Origin of the sequence: Acidovorax sp. 210-6, assembly GCF_010020825.1 — a bacterium.
Lineage (GTDB): Bacteria > Pseudomonadota > Gammaproteobacteria > Burkholderiales > Burkholderiaceae_C > Simplicispira > Simplicispira sedimenti.
Genome location: NZ_JAACJE010000001.1, coordinates 2631861 through 2646640 on the forward strand (window position 1 = coordinate 2631861; position 14780 = coordinate 2646640).

At 67.1% G+C, this 14780-nt stretch carries 18 protein-coding genes; 14 read left to right on the forward strand and 4 right to left on the reverse strand.

What is annotated here, in order from left to right:
• Positions 1 to 91: 91 nt before the first annotated feature.
• The 4 genes from ylqF to GWK50_RS12150 form a co-directional block, all read right to left on the reverse strand.
• Positions 92 to 1036 carry a ribosome biogenesis GTPase YlqF gene (gene ylqF, locus GWK50_RS12135; RefSeq protein WP_162016751.1) on the reverse strand — a complete coding sequence of 315 codons (945 nt, stop codon included), beginning with the start codon at positions 1034 to 1036 and terminating at the stop codon, positions 92 to 94.
• 26 nt (positions 1037 to 1062) lie between these two features.
• Positions 1063 to 2001 carry a prenyltransferase gene (locus tag GWK50_RS12140; protein WP_197905008.1) on the reverse strand — a complete coding sequence of 313 codons (939 nt, stop codon included), beginning with the start codon at positions 1999 to 2001 and terminating at the stop codon, positions 1063 to 1065.
• A gap of 14 nt (positions 2002 to 2015) precedes the next feature.
• Positions 2016 to 3548, reverse strand: coding sequence for a glutamate--cysteine ligase (gene gshA / locus GWK50_RS12145; protein WP_162016752.1), 1533 nt, complete (start codon positions 3546 to 3548; stop codon positions 2016 to 2018).
• 125 nt (positions 3549 to 3673) lie between these two features.
• Positions 3674 to 4582 carry an SDR family oxidoreductase gene (locus tag GWK50_RS12150; protein ID WP_162016753.1) on the reverse strand — a complete coding sequence of 303 codons (909 nt, stop codon included), beginning with the start codon at positions 4580 to 4582 and terminating at the stop codon, positions 3674 to 3676.
• Between the two features lie 129 nt (positions 4583 to 4711).
• Between GWK50_RS12150 and GWK50_RS12155 the strand changes: the two genes are divergently transcribed.
• The 14 genes from GWK50_RS12155 to yegQ all read left to right on the forward strand — a co-directional run bounded on the left by GWK50_RS12155 (position 4712) and on the right by yegQ (position 14758).
• Complete coding sequence (locus GWK50_RS12155; protein WP_162016754.1) at positions 4712 to 5590, forward strand: NUDIX hydrolase; 879 nt, start codon at positions 4712 to 4714, stop codon at positions 5588 to 5590.
• Between the two features lie 13 nt (positions 5591 to 5603).
• Entirely contained in the window at positions 5604 to 5882 is a 279-nt protein-coding gene (locus GWK50_RS12160) for a DUF427 domain-containing protein (RefSeq protein WP_162016755.1), read from the forward strand.
• A gap of 174 nt (positions 5883 to 6056) precedes the next feature.
• Complete coding sequence (locus GWK50_RS12165) at positions 6057 to 6206, forward strand: hypothetical protein (protein WP_162016756.1); 150 nt, start codon at positions 6057 to 6059, stop codon at positions 6204 to 6206.
• Between the two features lie 42 nt (positions 6207 to 6248).
• A complete protein-coding gene (locus GWK50_RS12170; RefSeq protein WP_162016757.1) occupies positions 6249 to 6878 on the forward strand; it encodes a DUF938 domain-containing protein in 630 nt (209 codons plus the stop codon).
• 9 nt (positions 6879 to 6887) lie between these two features.
• Positions 6888 to 7181 (forward strand): 2Fe-2S iron-sulfur cluster-binding protein, encoded by a 294-nt coding sequence (locus GWK50_RS12175; RefSeq protein WP_162016758.1) that lies wholly within the window; start codon positions 6888 to 6890, stop codon positions 7179 to 7181.
• Between the two features lie 222 nt (positions 7182 to 7403).
• Positions 7404 to 8525 carry a bifunctional 3,4-dihydroxy-2-butanone-4-phosphate synthase/GTP cyclohydrolase II gene (gene ribBA / locus GWK50_RS12180; RefSeq protein WP_162016759.1) on the forward strand — a complete coding sequence of 374 codons (1122 nt, stop codon included), beginning with the start codon at positions 7404 to 7406 and terminating at the stop codon, positions 8523 to 8525.
• A 2-nt stretch (positions 8526 to 8527) separates the two neighbouring features.
• Entirely contained in the window at positions 8528 to 8992 is a 465-nt protein-coding gene (gene ribH, locus GWK50_RS12185; RefSeq protein ID WP_162016760.1) for a 6,7-dimethyl-8-ribityllumazine synthase, read from the forward strand.
• Entirely contained in the window at positions 8989 to 9516 is a 528-nt protein-coding gene (gene nusB / locus GWK50_RS12190) for a transcription antitermination factor NusB (protein WP_162016761.1), read from the forward strand. Before ribH ends, nusB begins: the two co-directional genes overlap by 4 nt.
• An 87-nt stretch (positions 9517 to 9603) precedes the next feature.
• Positions 9604 to 10788 (forward strand): pyridoxal phosphate-dependent aminotransferase, encoded by a 1185-nt coding sequence (locus GWK50_RS12195; RefSeq protein ID WP_162016762.1) that lies wholly within the window; start codon positions 9604 to 9606, stop codon positions 10786 to 10788.
• A 7-nt stretch (positions 10789 to 10795) separates the two neighbouring features.
• Positions 10796 to 11212 carry a tol-pal system-associated acyl-CoA thioesterase gene (ybgC, locus tag GWK50_RS12200; protein WP_162016763.1) on the forward strand — a complete coding sequence of 139 codons (417 nt, stop codon included), beginning with the start codon at positions 10796 to 10798 and terminating at the stop codon, positions 11210 to 11212.
• The gene (gene tolQ, locus GWK50_RS12205) at positions 11209 to 11913 is read left to right on the forward strand and encodes a protein TolQ (protein WP_162016764.1); all 705 of its coding nucleotides are present in this window, start codon (positions 11209 to 11211) and stop codon (positions 11911 to 11913) included. Before ybgC ends, tolQ begins: the two co-directional genes overlap by 4 nt.
• 19 nt (positions 11914 to 11932) lie before the next feature.
• The gene (locus tag GWK50_RS12210; RefSeq protein ID WP_162016765.1) at positions 11933 to 12358 is read left to right on the forward strand and encodes an ExbD/TolR family protein; all 426 of its coding nucleotides are present in this window, start codon (positions 11933 to 11935) and stop codon (positions 12356 to 12358) included.
• A 6-nt stretch (positions 12359 to 12364) separates the two neighbouring features.
• On the forward strand, positions 12365 to 13306 hold the full coding sequence (gene tolA, locus GWK50_RS12215) for a cell envelope integrity protein TolA (protein ID WP_162016766.1): 942 nt from the start codon (positions 12365 to 12367) through the stop codon (positions 13304 to 13306).
• An 87-nt stretch (positions 13307 to 13393) separates the two neighbouring features.
• Complete coding sequence (yegQ, locus tag GWK50_RS12220) at positions 13394 to 14758, forward strand: tRNA 5-hydroxyuridine modification protein YegQ (RefSeq protein WP_162016767.1); 1365 nt, start codon at positions 13394 to 13396, stop codon at positions 14756 to 14758.
• The last annotated feature ends 22 nt before the right edge of the window (positions 14759 to 14780 follow it).

Sequence of the window (14780 nt, forward strand, 5' to 3'; positions counted from 1 at the left end):
TGGAGCGCATGATAGGCGGCCCTGGCACCCCATGCGCATCTGGCGCGCAGCGAACCTGTGCAATGCTGCACGGGATGCCGGGACAAGAAGCTCAATCGTCCTTGTTGCGACGCTTACGGCGGCGCTCTTGTTCTTCCTTGCGCGCCTTGCGCTCGGCCTCCTGTGCCTGGCCCACGGCGAGCCATGCGTCAAACTCCTGCGGGGTCTCCAGCGTGATGCGCCCCAGCACCGCACTGCGAAAGTCGGTCAGCACCAGCTCGGCCGCCTTCTGCAGATTCACCCGCCCACCGCTCATCACTGCGCCGCGCTTGCGGCCAATGGCTTCGAGCAGTTCGTGGTCAGGCAGCGCCGCAATGGCCTGCGCACTCAGGCCCAGACGGTAGCGCGCTTCCAGCAGGTCCGCATAGGCCCCTTGCAGACGGCGCAACAGTTCCAGCGCCACCAGTTCCTCGTCATAGGCGTTGCGGCCCACCGCGCCGCTGGCGGCCAGGTGATAGCCGCTTTCAGCCACGATGATCTTGGGCCAGAGCATGCCGGGCGTGTCCCACAAATAGAAATCATCGGCCAGGACGATGCGCTGCTCCAGCTTGGTGATACCTGCCTCGTCGCCGGTCTTGGCCTGGCGCTTGTTGGACAGCGTGTTGATGAGCGTGGACTTGCCCACATTGGGCACGCCGCAGATCAGCACGCGCATGGGCTTGGCCATGCCGCCCCGGTTCGGCGCGAGCTGATGGCAGCCGTCGATGAGCTTGCGCGCGGGCGCGGCGTCCTGCGCGTCGAGCGCCACGGCACGCGTGTCCGGCCGCGCGTTGTACCAAGCCAGCCACAGGGCTGTGCGCTCAGGATCGGCAATGTCCTGCTTGTTGAGCACCTTGAGCGTGGGCTTGTGGCCCGTGAGCTCGGACAGCAACGGATTGGCGCTGGAGCCGGGCAGGCGCGCGTCGAGCACCTCGATCACGACATCGATGCTCTTGACGCGCTCGGCAATGGCCTGGCGTGTCAGGTGCATATGCCCTGGGAACCACTGAATGGACATGGATTTTTTCTGGAAAAAAATGGCGCCTATTGTGTCGCACACAAACCCGCCGCCAGCGCAAGCCCGTGCACGGACGCCGCCGCAATGCCCAGCACCAACGCAAGCCGCAACCATTGTGGCTGGGCATGGTGGCGCCAAAGCAAGGCCACCGCGACCAGGGACAGCGGCAAAGACGCCAGGCCCCACAGCGCCGTGGGCGCCAGCACATGCAGCGCCACCCATGCTGCGAGCGCGCCGTGGGCCCACAGCGCCAGGCCCAGGTACACCATGGCGGCGCGCTGCGTTCCGAGCCGCACCACCATGGTCCGCTTCCCGACCGCCGCGTCCGACGGCGCATCCGGAAAGCCATTGCCAATCAGGATATTGGCCACCAGGGCCGCGAATCCAGCGGCCACTGCGGCCGCCTGCCACGAGAATTGCCCGCGCTGCACATAGTCGGCTCCCACGACCACCAGCCCCCAGGCCAGGCCCACCGCCACTTCACCCAGGCCGCGCGCCATCAACGCCAGCGGCGGCATGGAATAGACCCACCCCAGCGCCATGCCAGCCAGCCCCAGCCCCAGCAAGGCCCAGCCGGTGCGTGCGGCCAGCCAGACACCCGCCACGGCCACCAGGGTCAACAGGACCCATGCCACACGGTGCATGTCCTGCGCATCCACCTGCCCCGTTTGGACCATGCGCGAGCCGCCAGTGAAGGGATACAGGCCCTGGGTATTGGCGGCGTCGGCACCGTTGATGGCGTCGGCGTGGTCATTCAACATGTTGGCCGCGGCATGCAGCATGAGCGCCAGCACCACAGTCACACACGCCAGCGCCGCCGAAGTGAATGCTCCAGCAGCCTGGGCCGACGCCATCCCCAGAACGCACCCGATGGCGGTGACCACCAGAAAACCCGGCCGCGCCATGCGCACCCACAAAGTCCAGTGCGGTAGTGCAGGCCTCTTGCCCGCTGTCTGCCAACCCATCAGAGCCCAGATCCTCAAACCAGCAAGCCTTCTGGCGACAGGTAGCGCTGGCGCCATTCCTCAAAAGGCAGGCTGTCCGCCGCTTCGATGGCCTGCTGGTCGCTCAGCGACTGCTGGGCCATGGCCTCGAACTGCGCCTGCTGGTCGTCCTGCCAGGGCCGCTCCATCAATGCATCACGCGCCGCCAGCGACTGCGACAGGCTGAACGCCGAGAAACTGTGCCCGTGCGCGGTCTCGATGCGGTCCAGCACGCGGGCCGACGGCGTGTCTGCAGGGCGCCCCAGCAGCGCCTGCGCGTCGCGCAGCGCGGCGCTGTAGTCGCCGCACTGGTGCGTGGCGTCCAGGGCTGCGGCCAGGGGTTCGCATTCGGCCAGGATCTGGCCGCCCCACTCCGCCAGCGGCACCTCGCGCCCCTGGCGCTGCAGGCGCAGGCCGCTTTCACGCCCACGCTCTGCGGCCAGAAGCTGGTTGGCGCGCAGTTCGGCAATCTCGGCCGGGGTGTCGGGCGGGCTGTCCGACAGCAGGCAGTGCAGCAGGAAGACATCGAGCAGGCGCATGGTGGATGCCGTGATGCCCACGGGCACGAAGGGGTCCAGATCCATGAGCCGCACCTCCACGTATTCCACTCCGCGCTCGCGCAGCGCATGCAGGGGCCGCTCGCCCGTGTGCACGGTGCGTTTGGGTCGGATGGTGCCGTAGAACTCGTTTTCGATCTGCAGCAGGCTGGTGGCCAGCTGGTTGTAGTCGCCGCCGGGATTGCGGATGCCCACGGCTTCGTAGGCTGGATAGGGGCGGGTCAGCGCCTCGTGCAGCGAATCGGCGTAGCCCTGCAGGCCGTTGTAGCTGACGGCCAGCGAGGCCTGCGCATCGCTCTGGTAGCCCAGGCGCCCCATGCGCAGCGAGGTGGCGTGCGGCAGGTACATGGACTGCCCCGCAGCACCCAGCGGCTGCAGGCGGTGCGTGCGCCCTTCCACAAAACAGGGGCACAGCGCAGGCGATGCACCAAACAGGTACAGCAGCACGAAAGCATGGCGCCGGAAGTTGCGGATGAGCCCGAAGTAGTCTTCGTTCGTCACCCCCGGCAAGGACCAGTTGTAGTGGATGCCCGAAATGGTCTGCATGCGCCGCCCGTAGCGGTGGCCCAGGCCCATGCGGTACACGCTCTTGGCACGGCCCACATTGGAGTTGCCGTAGCGCGCCAGCGGAATGGTCTCGTCCGTGGGCAGGTTGCAGGGCATGCTGGCCACCCACAGCATCTCGCCGCCCTGGGGCTGCAGCACGCGGTACACGTACTGGTGGATGGCGGTGAGCTCGTCCAGGCAGTCCTGCACCCCCAGGTGCGCGCCGGTGATGAGCTCAATCTGCGACTCGCTGTAGTCGGTGGTGATGTGCGGGTGCGTGAGGGCCGAGCCCAGCGCCACAGGGTGCGGCGTGAGGGCCAGCCCCCCGGTGGGCAGCACGCGCAGGCCTTCTTTCTCGATCCCCCGGCGGATGCCAGCCAGGCGGTCGGAAGAAAGCTGCTGGATGCGTTCCTGCAAGGTGTTCATGGTGCTCAGTTGTGTAGGGTTTCGCTCTGATTGGTGCTTTCAGGGCGAAACACCACACCAGTTCAGGGGCGAGAACTTAGCATGCCACGAGCAGACCTGCGCTGCGACAGGTCATGGCCACCTGCTCAGCCCCTCGCGGCCATCGCCTTTTGCACTTCCAGCGTACCTTGGGCCGCCCCGCTGGCGGGCACTTGCTCGTCGGCACGCTCGGTCACCTGCGCCAGGCGCTGCGCCAGTTGTTCCGGCACCGTATCACCCAGGCCCAGGTGAATGCCCTGGGTCAGCGTGATGTGGGCTGCCTCGAACGAACCACCGCCCGCACACAGGATGGTGCGCGTGGGCGCGCTCTCGTGCACCAGCACCAGCATGGCGGGCACCACGGCCTCGGGCTGCAGCGCGTCCAGGATCTGGGGCGGGAACAGCGATTCGGTCATACGCGTGGCCGCCGTGGGCGCCAGGGCGTTGACGTGGATGTGGTACTTGGCCCCTTCGATGGCCAGCGTCTGCATCAGGCCCACCTGGGCCAGCTTGGCAGCGCCATAGTTGGCCTGGCCGAAGTTGCCATACAGCCCGGTGGACGAAGTGGTCATCAGAATGCGTCCGTACTGCTGCGCCACCATGTGCGGCCACACGGCCTTGCAGCAGTTGGCCGCGCCCATGAGGTGCACATCCACCACCAGGCGGAAATCCGCCATGTCCATCTTGGAGAACGACTTGTCGCGCAGGATGCCGGCGTTGTTCACCAGAATGTCCACGCGGCCCCAGGCGTCGATGGCCTGCTGCACCATGGCCTCGACCGCAGCAAAATCCGTCACCGACGCGCCGTTGGCCAGCGCCTCGCCCCCTGCGGCGCGGATTTCGTCCACCACCGCCTGCGCCGCCGACACCGAGCCGCCGCTACCATCCACCGCGCCACCCAGGTCGTTGACCAGCACCTTGGCGCCGCGCTTGGCCAACGCCAGCGCATGCTGGCGGCCCAGGCCGCCGCCGGCGCCCGTCACGATGGCCACGCGGCCCTTGAAATCCAGATCCATGCTGCTTTCACTCCTGTGTCTTGAACGAAGATCGAAGTCGCACAAGCGACTTCGGCGCAGCACTTTACGCTACAAAGCGATACAAGCCTGTACAGTGGGTGACCCTGCAGCGCGCGCTTTGCCTTGCCCATGACCACCACACCCGTCCCTGAAACACCCCGCGACGCAGCCACCGTGGTGCTCCTGCGCGACGCCCCCGGCGGCCTGGAAGTGCTGCTGCAGCGCCGCCATGCCCAAATGACCGACATGGGCGGGCTGTACGTCTTCCCCGGCGGCAAACTCGATCCGCAAGACTCGGACGCACAGAGCTTGGCCGCGCTCGACCAAGCCCCCCAAGCGCTGCACGCACACCTGGGCGAACCCGATCTGACTGCGCCCCTGGCGGCGGGCCTGCACGTGGCCGCGCTGCGCGAGGCACTGGAGGAATGCGGTCTGCTGCTGGCCGAGCCCCTGCAGGCGGGCGTTCCATTGGACGCCCCGCGCGCCAGGGCCATGCTGCGCGAGGGGCAGCCCCTGGCGCAGGTGCTGTCCCAGCTGGGCCTGCGCCTGGCCACGCAGCGGCTCGCCGCCTGGTCGCGCTGGATCACACCGCTGTCCCCCGCCATGGGCACCCGGCGCTTTGACACGCGCTTTTTCGTGGCCCCGGCGCCGCTGGACCAGACCGCTGCGCACGACAACGAGGAAGCCACCGAGAGCGTGTGGCTGGCGCCGCGCGCCGCACTGGAGCAGTACCGCGACGGCCAGATCGAACTGGCGCCACCGCAGATCATGAGCCTGGCGCACCTGGCCAGGTACGCCCGCATGCAGGACGTGGTGGTCGCCGCAAGAAGCCAGCGCCCGCCCACCATCCTGCCGCTGGCGCACCTGGACGCTGGCCTGCGCACCATCGCCTACCCTGGCGATCCGCTGCATGCCGAGCGCAAACGCGCCCTGCCCGGCCCCACCAGGCTGCGCCAGCAGGGACGGCAGTTCCTGCCCGAGGGCGGTTTCGAAGCCCTTTTCTTGTAATGGGAGACACCCGATGAAAGCCATCTGGAACGGCGTGGTCGTCGCTGAGAGCGACGACACCGTGCTCGTGGAAGGCAACCACTACTTCCCCGAGAGCGCACTCAAGCGCGAGTTCTTCACCTTCAGCAACCACAAGAGCATGTGTCCCTGGAAAGGCCAGGCCACCTACTTCTCGCTGCTGGTGGACGGCGAGCTCAACCCCGAGGCCGCCTGGACCTACGCCGACCCCAAGCCCGAGGCCGAAGCCATCCGCGGCCGCGTGGCGTTCTGGAAGGGTGTCACCGTCGCCTGACACCCCCTCGGGTTATCCCGCCCCGCACGGGACAATCGTGTGGACAACTCTGGACAAGCCTTGTATAGGGCACGCAAGTGCTTGATTCGTAAGGACCCACAGCAGATTGCCCGATTTTTATGCAGGCCATTGCGCCGTGCGCACCACTTATCCCGGCTGCCGCTGGACAATCCTGTGGATAAATCTGAACAAGCGCTGTATGACGGCGCTAAGTCATTGATTTTCAATGCACTTCCCTGCATTGCCTGTTTTTGCAGCACCCACGGCATTGTTTCTGCCGCCCCGGCAGCAAGGTCGATTTGGCGCTTTTTACTACTGAATTGATAGCTGTCAGCGCTTACACCACAAGCGCTAGAGCCCATTTTTATGCAGAATGCGTCGTACAGCCCTGCCGCCGAGCGCAACCGCCAGCCCATCCTGCAGGTGCTGAGCGCCCTGCTGCCGCCCACCGGCCGGGCGCTGGAGGTGGCCAGCGGCACCGGGCAACACGTAGCCTGGTTCGCCGCCGCCCTGCCCGGCTGGACCTGGCAACCCAGTGACGCTCAAGACGCGCAGTTCGAAGCGATCGCTGCCTGGTGCACCGAGGCCGGGGTGCGCAACGTGCTCCCACCGGTGCTGCTGGACGTGCTGGAACCCCGCTGGCCACACCAGGGGCCCGCGTTCGACACGCCGTTTGACCTGATCTACTGCGCCAACATGCTGCACATCTCGCCCTGGGCCTGCTGCGCCGGGCTGATGCAGGGTGCGGCGCGCCATTTGGCCGCGAACGGACGGCTCGTCACCTACGGCCCCTATCTGGAAAACGGCGTGCCCACCGCGCCCAGCAACCGGGACTTTGACGCCAGCTTGCGCGAGCGCCACCCGGCCTGGGGCATCCGCCGACTGGAAGACGTGGCCCAGGTAGCCGCAGCGGCCGGCCTGCACCTCGCAGCACGCCACGCCCTGCCCGCCAACAACCTGCTGCTGGTCTGGAACCGCCAGCCCTCCTCCCCCTGATACGACCCCATGAACACACCCACCGTGCCCTTTTTCACCGCCGTGGTCGAGCCCGACGGCCTGCAATGCGACGCCTGGCCCGAGCAGCCCCTGTTGCTCTCCATGGAACAAGGGGGCATCCATTGGCCCAGTTCCTGCCGCAACGGCACCTGCCGCACCTGCATCGGCCATCTGGCCCAAGGACAGGTGCGCTACACCATGGACTGGCCGGGCCTCACCCCCGAGGAGCGTGCCAGCGGCTGCGTGCTGCCCTGCGTGGCCTACCCCGAATCCGACGTGGTGCTCGAGGCCCCGGCCATCTGACCCCGCCACCGCGCCGGGTTTGCGTGGCACGCTGCGGCCCGCACTGGACTAAAATGCCATCCTTTGGCCCGCGTGCGCACAGCACCGCGGCCCACCGTGCGGCAGCGCCGCATCGCATGTTCTTTGGGACGCTCTCGGAGCCCGCCTCCGCACCGCGCCAGCACCGGGGAACCTGCGCTGCGGCCTGTCCCCCTGCGGCCCACCGACGAAAGCCCTCCCCGCATGACGCCCCCCCTCCCCCCCGCCCCCATTTCCCCGGTACATGACATCGTGGCCGAGATGCGCGCCGGGCGCATGGTCATCCTCGTGGACGAGGAAGACCGCGAAAACGAAGGTGACCTCGTTCTGGCCGCCGACCATGTCACGCCCGAGGCCATCAACTTCATGGCCCGCTTCGGCCGCGGCCTGATCTGCCTCACGCTCACGCGCGAGCGCTGCGAGTTTCTCAAGCTGCCCCCCATGGCCGCGCGCAACGGCACCGTGTACAGCACCGCCTTCACCGTCTCGATCGAGGCGGCCGAGGGCGTGACCACCGGCATCTCGGCCGCCGACCGCGCGCGGACCGTGCAAGTGGCCGTGGCCAAGGACAGCCAGCCCAGTGACCTGGTGCAGCCCGGCCACATCTTCCCGCTGCAGGCGGTGGACGGAGGCGTGCTCATGCGCGCAGGCCACACCGAGGCCGGCTGCGACCTCGCCGCCCTGGCCGGCTGCAGCCCCTCCGCCGTGATCTGTGAGATCATGAAGGACGACGGCACCATGGCGCGCCTGCCTGACCTGCAGGTGTTCGCGGCCGAACACGGCATCAAGATCGGCACCATCGCCGACCTGATCGAGTACCGCAGCCGCACCGAATCGCTGGTGGAAAAAGTGGGCCAACGCACACTGCACACCAGCTACGGCGAGTTCACCGCCCACGCCTTCCGCGACCAGCCCAGCGGCGCCGTGCACCTGGCCCTGGTCAAGGGCCAGTGGAGCAAGGACGATGTGGTGCCCGTGCGCGTGCACGAGCCGCTGTCGGTGCTCGATGCGCTGGAACTCAACCGCTCCATGCACTCCTGGGGGCTGGACACCAGCCTGCACTACATCGCCAACCAGGGCCGTGGCGTGGCCGTGCTGCTCAACTGTGGCGAAAGCGCCGCGCAGCTGCTGGCCCAGTTTGAAGGCACGGCCCGTGCGGCCCAGGCGCCCGAGCGCGGCCGCATGGACCTGCGCACCTACGGCGTGGGCGCGCAGATCCTGCGCGAATGCGGCGTGCACAAGATGCAGCTCATGGGCCAGCCCCGCCGCATGCCCAGCATGGCGGGCTACGGGCTCGAAATCACCGGCTACATCCCGAAGGAATAACTATGTTTGGCGCAGAAAAAGGAACGGGCGACAAGCTCGACGGCAAGAAGCTGCACATCGGCATCGTGCAGGCCCGCTTCAACGAAAGCATCACCAACGCCCTGGCGGCGGCCTGCCGTGCCGCGCTGCTGGACCTGGGCGTGCAGGAAAAGCATATCACCCACGTGCTGGTGCCCGGCGCGCTGGAAGTGCCCGTGGCGCTGCAGGCCCTGGCCGAGCGCGACGAGTTCGATGCCCTGATCGCCCTGGGCTGCATCATCCGTGGCGAAACCTACCACTTCGAGCTGGTGGCCAACGAGTCGGGCGCGGCTGTCTCGCGCATCGCGCTGGACTACCACCTGCCCGTGGCCAACGCCATCCTGACCACCGAGAACCTCGACCAGGCCGTCGCACGCCAGACCGAGAAAGGCCGCGATGCCGCCTACGTGGCCGTGGAAATGGCCAACCTGCTGGACGAGCTGTCATGAGCGAGCACAACGCCACCCCCGACACTCCGGCCCCCAAGCAAAAGCGCACCGGCCTGACCAGCACCGGCGCGCGCAAGGCCGCCGCCAAGTCCAACCGCACCCGTGCGCGTGAGTTTGCCCTGCAGGCGCTCTACCAGCACCTGGTGGGTCGCAACGAGGCCACGGCCATCGACCTGTTCACGCGCGACCTGGCGGGCTTTCACAAGGCCGATGCGGCGCACTACGACGCGCTGCTGCACGGTTGCATTGAAGGCGCGACGGGCCTGGATGCCCTGATCACCCCGGTGCTGGATCGCACGCTGGCGGAAGTCTCGCCCATCGAACATGCGGTGATGTGGATCGGCGTGTACGAACTGCAGCACTGCCTGGACGTGCCCTGGCGCGTGGTGCTCAACGAGTGCATCGAACTGGCCAAGGAGTTTGGCGGCACCGACGGACACAAGTACGTCAACGGCGTGCTCGGCAGCCTGGCGCCCAAGCTGCGGCCCGACGAGGTGCAGGCCGATTCCGCCAACCGCAAGTAACGCCCCCACGCCTGACTGAAGCGCCATCTCGCCCCCGGCGCCCTGGTCGTCACCCCAGACTCCGCCGCCGCTGGCGCGGCCCCTGCCATGAAGACATCCACCCGCGCTGCGCGCATCGAACCGTTTTATGTGATGGAGATCGCCAAGGCCGCCCAGGCCCTGGCGGCCGAAGTGGCGGGCAGCAGTTCGCCCATGATCTTCCTGAACATTGGCGAACCCGACTTCACCGCCCCACCCCTGGTGCAGGAGGCCGCAGCCAAGGCCGTGCGCGATGGCGCCACACAGTACACCCAGGCGCTGGGCATTGCGCCGCTGCGCGAGCGCATCAGCGACTGGTACGCGCAGCGCTTTGGCGTGCAGGTGCCGGCGCGGCGCATCGCCATTACGGCGGGCGCCTCGGCCGCGTTGCAGCTGGCCTGCCTGGCCTTGATCGACGCGGGCGACGAGGTCTTGATGCCCGACCCCAGCTACCCCTGCAACCGGCATTTCGTGAGCGCCGCCGAGGGCACGGCGGTGCTGATCCCCACCACCGCGCAGGAGCGTTTTCAGCTCAGCGCAGACAAGGTGCGCGCCGCCTGGACAGAACGCACCCGCGGCGTGCTGCTGGCCTCCCCCTCCAACCCCACGGGCACCTCGATCGCGCCCGAGGAACTGCGCCGCATCCACGGCGTGGTGCAAGAGCATGGCGGCATCACGCTGATCGATGAAATCTACCTCGGCCTGTCCTACGAAGAACAGTTCGGCCATACGGCGCTGGCCATCGATGACGACATCATCAGCATCAATAGCTTCAGCAAGTACTTCAACATGACCGGCTGGCGCCTGGGCTGGATGGTGGTGCCCGAAGCACTGGTGCCCGTGGTCGAGCGCCTGGCGCAAAACCTGTTCATCTGCCCCAGCACCATCGCGCAGCACGCAGCGCTGGCCTGCTTCGAGGCCGAGAGCTTGGCCGAATACGAACGCCGCCGCGCCGAATTCAAGGCCCGGCGCGATTACTTCATCCCCGCGCTGCAAAGCCTGGGCCTGCAGGTGCCGGTGATGCCCGATGGCGCCTTCTACGCCTGGGCCGATTGCAGCGCCGCCTGCGAGCGCCTCGGCGTGAACGGAAGCTGGGACCTGGCCTATGCCCTCATGCGCCAGGCCCACCTGGCCGTGACCCCTGGGCGTGACTTTGGCACGCACGACCCGCAGCGCTATGTGCGTTTTTCCACCGCCAACTCCATGGCCCAGTTGCAGGAAGCCGTGGCACGCCTCCAACCCCTGTTGGCGTAAGGTGGCCATGGCATTCCAGCTCCCCATCCGCATCTACTGGGAGGACACCGATGCCGGTGGCATCGTGTTCTACGCCAACTACCTCCGGTTCTTCGAGCGCGCGCGCACCGAATGGCTGCGCTCCTTCGGGCTGTCGCAGCAGGTTCTGCGGGAACAAACGGGCGGCATGTTTGTCGTAACCGACGTGCGCTTGCGCTACCTGCAGCCCGCCCGTCTGGACGATCAACTTTTGGTCACAGCAAATTTGCAGGAAAAAGGCCGCGCCTCCTTGACAATCGGGCAGCAGGCGCTATTAAATCGAGAGCATATGAACCCCAGCGAACCGGTCTTGCTGAACGAAGCGACGGTACGCATCGGCTGGGTGGATGCGGCCACCATGCGCCCGTCCCGCATCCCCGCCACCATCCTGGAACGAATTGCATGAATGCCCAAGACATGTCCATCCTGAACCTGGTGCTGCACGCCAGCTGGGTGGTTCAACTCGTGATGCTGCTGTTGCTGTGCGTATCGGTCGCCAGCTGGGCGGCCATTTTCCGCAAGCTGTTTGGCCTCAAGCGCGTGCGCTCGCTGAACGACGAGTTCGAGCGCGAGTTCTGGTCCGGCACCAGCCTCAACGACCTGTACGCCAGCGCCGTGCAAAACGCCAAGAACGCCGGCCCCATGGAGCGCATCTTCGCCAGCGGCATGCGCGAATACCAAAAGCTGCGCGAGCGCCGCATCAGCGACCCCGGCACCCTGCTCGACGGCGCACGCCGCGCCATGCGCGCCAGCTTCCAGCGCGAGATGGATGTCGTGGAGTCGAACCTGTCCTTCCTGGGCTCGGTCGCATCGGTCAGCCCCTACGTGGGCCTGTTCGGCACGGTGTGGGGCATCATGCATGCCTTCACCGGCTTTGCCGGCATGGAGCAGGTCACCTTGGCCAACGTGGCCCCCGGTATTGCCGAGGCGCTGGTGGCCACCGCCATCGGCCTGTTTGCCGCCATACCGGCCGTGGTGGCGTACAACCGCTTTGCGCGCGACATCGACCGCGTGGCCATCCACCAGGAGACCTTCATCGAGGAGTTCTCCAACATCCTGCAGCGCAACCTGGGCGCGCACCCGGCCCACAGCCCCTCGGGCCACTGAACCGCGCAAGGAGCCCTACATGCCCACCATGGCCTCCCGCAGTGGCAGTCGCCGCCGTTCGATGAACGAGATCAACATGGTGCCCTTCATCGACGTGATGCTGGTGCTGCTCATCATCTTCATGGTGACCGCGCCCATGCTCACGCCGGGTGTGGTCGATGTGCCCAAGGTGGGCAAGGGTGCCAAGCCGCCCAAGGAGTTTGGCCAGGTGGTGGTGCTCAAGGACGGCAGTGTCCGGCTCAAGACGGGCGGCAGCGAGCGTGCCGTGACCACCCAGGAGCTGGGCAGCCTGGCCGCCCAATGGCAAAAGGGCCAGGCCGAGACACCGCCGGTCATCATCAGTGCCGACAAGGGCGTGTCCTACGAAACCGTCATGAAGGCCATGGACGCACTGCAAAAGGCCGGTGTCCAGCGCGTCGGCCTGTCCGTCAAGCAAGGCGGCTGACCCGGTATGCACGCCCACGACGACCGCGACGAGCTGGCCCCGCCCACACCCCCTGCGCGCCTGCGTGCCATTGCGCTGGCCGTGCTGGCGCATGTGCTGCTCATCGTGGCCCTGACCTGGGGCGTGCACTGGAAGACCAGCACCGACCAACCTGCCGTGCAGGCCGAACTGTGGGCCGCCGTGCCCCAGCAGGCAGCGCCCCGCGCCGACCCGCCACCCGAACCCACCCCTCCCCCGCCCCCGGTCGTCGCCCCGCCGCCCCCTCCGCCACCACCCCCTGTGCGGCAGGCCGAGCCCGACACGCGCGAGGCCGATCTGGCCATCGAGCGGGAAAAGAAGCGCCTGGAGAAAGAGCGCAAGGAACGCGAGCAACTGCAGGAGCGCCAACGCCTGGAGAAAGAGCGCAAAGAGCAGGAGCGCAAGGCGCAGGAACTGAAAGACAAGGACAAGCAGCGCGAGAAGGAGCACCTGGAGAAAGAGCGCCAAGAAAAAGACAAGCGCCTGGCCGAAGAAAAGAAACAAAAGGAAGCCGAAGCCAAGCGCAAGCAGGAGGCCATCGAAAAGGCCAATGCCCAGGCCGCCGAGGCCCGGCGCCAGGAAAACCTGCGCCGCATGCAAGGACTGGCGGGCGCCACGGGCGCAGAGAACGCCACCGGCACCGCCCTGCGCGACGCAGGCCCCTCGGGCAGCTACGGCGGCAAGGTGGCCGCCAAGGTCAAGCCGCACATCGTCTATCCCGACGCCGTGGCGGGCAACCCGCGCGCCGAGGTAGAGGTACGCGCCGCGCCCGACGGCACCATCACCAGCACCCGGCTGGTTCAGTCCAGCGGCAACAAGGCCTGGGACGACGCCGTGCTGCGCGCCCTGCAGAAGACCGAAACCCTGCCGCGCGACGTGGATGGCCGCGTGCCCTCGGTGCTGGTCATCGGCTTCCGGCCCAAGGACTGACCGACCGATCCAGCGACCCTTTCGCCGCTGGGTGCTCCCACGCGGCCGTGCACACGGCCCGGAGCACCTGACAGACAATCACGCACCATGACCCTGAAAAGCCCCGAACTGCTGCTGCCCGCCGGCTCGCTCGAAAAAATGCGCGCCGCCTACGACTTCGGCGCCGACGCCGTGTATGCCGGCCAGCCGCGCTACAGCCTGCGCGCGCGCAACAACGAGTTCCGCCTGGAGCAGATCGCACAGGGCATCCAAGAGGCCCACGCGCGCGGCAAGAAGTTCTTCGTCACCAGCAACCTGATTGCGCACAACGACAAGGTGCGCACCTACCTGCGCGACATCGAACCCGTCATCGCCTGCAAGCCCGACGCCTTCATCATGGCCGACCCCGGCCTCATCATGATGGTCAAGGAAAAATGGCCCGAGACCGAAATCCACCTCTCCGTGCAGGCCAACACCACCAACTACGCCACGGTCAAGTTCTGGCAAAAGGCGGGGGTCTCGCGCATCATCCTCTCGCGTGAACTGAGCCTGGACGAGATCGAGAAAATCCGCCAGGAATGCCCGGACATGGAGCTGGAGGTGTTCGTGCACGGCGCGCTGTGCATCGCCTACTCGGGCCGCTGCCTGCTCTCGGGCTACTTCAACCGGCGCGACCCCAACCAGGGCACCTGCACCAACGCCTGCCGCTGGAACTACGCCACGCAAGAAGCCGCCGTGGACCCGAACACCGGCGAGGCCATGGCCGCGCGCATGGAGGGCGACTTCAACTTCAACCAGGCGCAGGAGGAAGGCAACACCGCCTTCGCCTCGTGCGGCGGTGGCGAGCGCCACCCGCTGGCCGACAAGGTCTATCTGCTGGAAGAAAAGGAACGACCGGGCCAGCTCATGCCCATCATGGAAGACGAGCACGGCACCTACATCATGAACAGCAAGGACCTGCGCGCCGTGGAGCATGTGCAGCGCCTGGTGCAGATCGGCGTCGATTCGCTCAAGATCGAGGGCCGCACCAAGAGCCAGTACTACGTCTCGCGCACCGCGCAGATCTACCGCCGCGCCATCGACGACGCCGTGGCCGGCCGCCCGTTCAACCCCGAGCTCATCACCGAGCTCGAAGGCCTGTCCAACCGCGGCTACACCGCCGGTTTTCTGGAACGCCGCCCCGCCAACGACTACCAGAACTACGAAACCGGCAGCTCCGAGTCCCGGCGCAGCCAGTTCGTCGGCGAGGTCAAGGCCGTGCAGGACGGCTGGGCCGAGGTGGAAACGAAAAACCGCTTCAATGTGGGCGACACGCTGGAAATCATCCACCCCCAGGGCAACCGCCTGGTGCAGCTCACGCAGATGCGCGGCCTGGAGGGCGAGGAACTGCAATTCGCCTCGGGCAGCCCGCTGCGCGTGCGCATTCCGCTGGAAGGGCCTGCCGAAGGGGCGTTGATAGCACGTTTGCTATGATTTTTATAGCTACTAGCGCTTA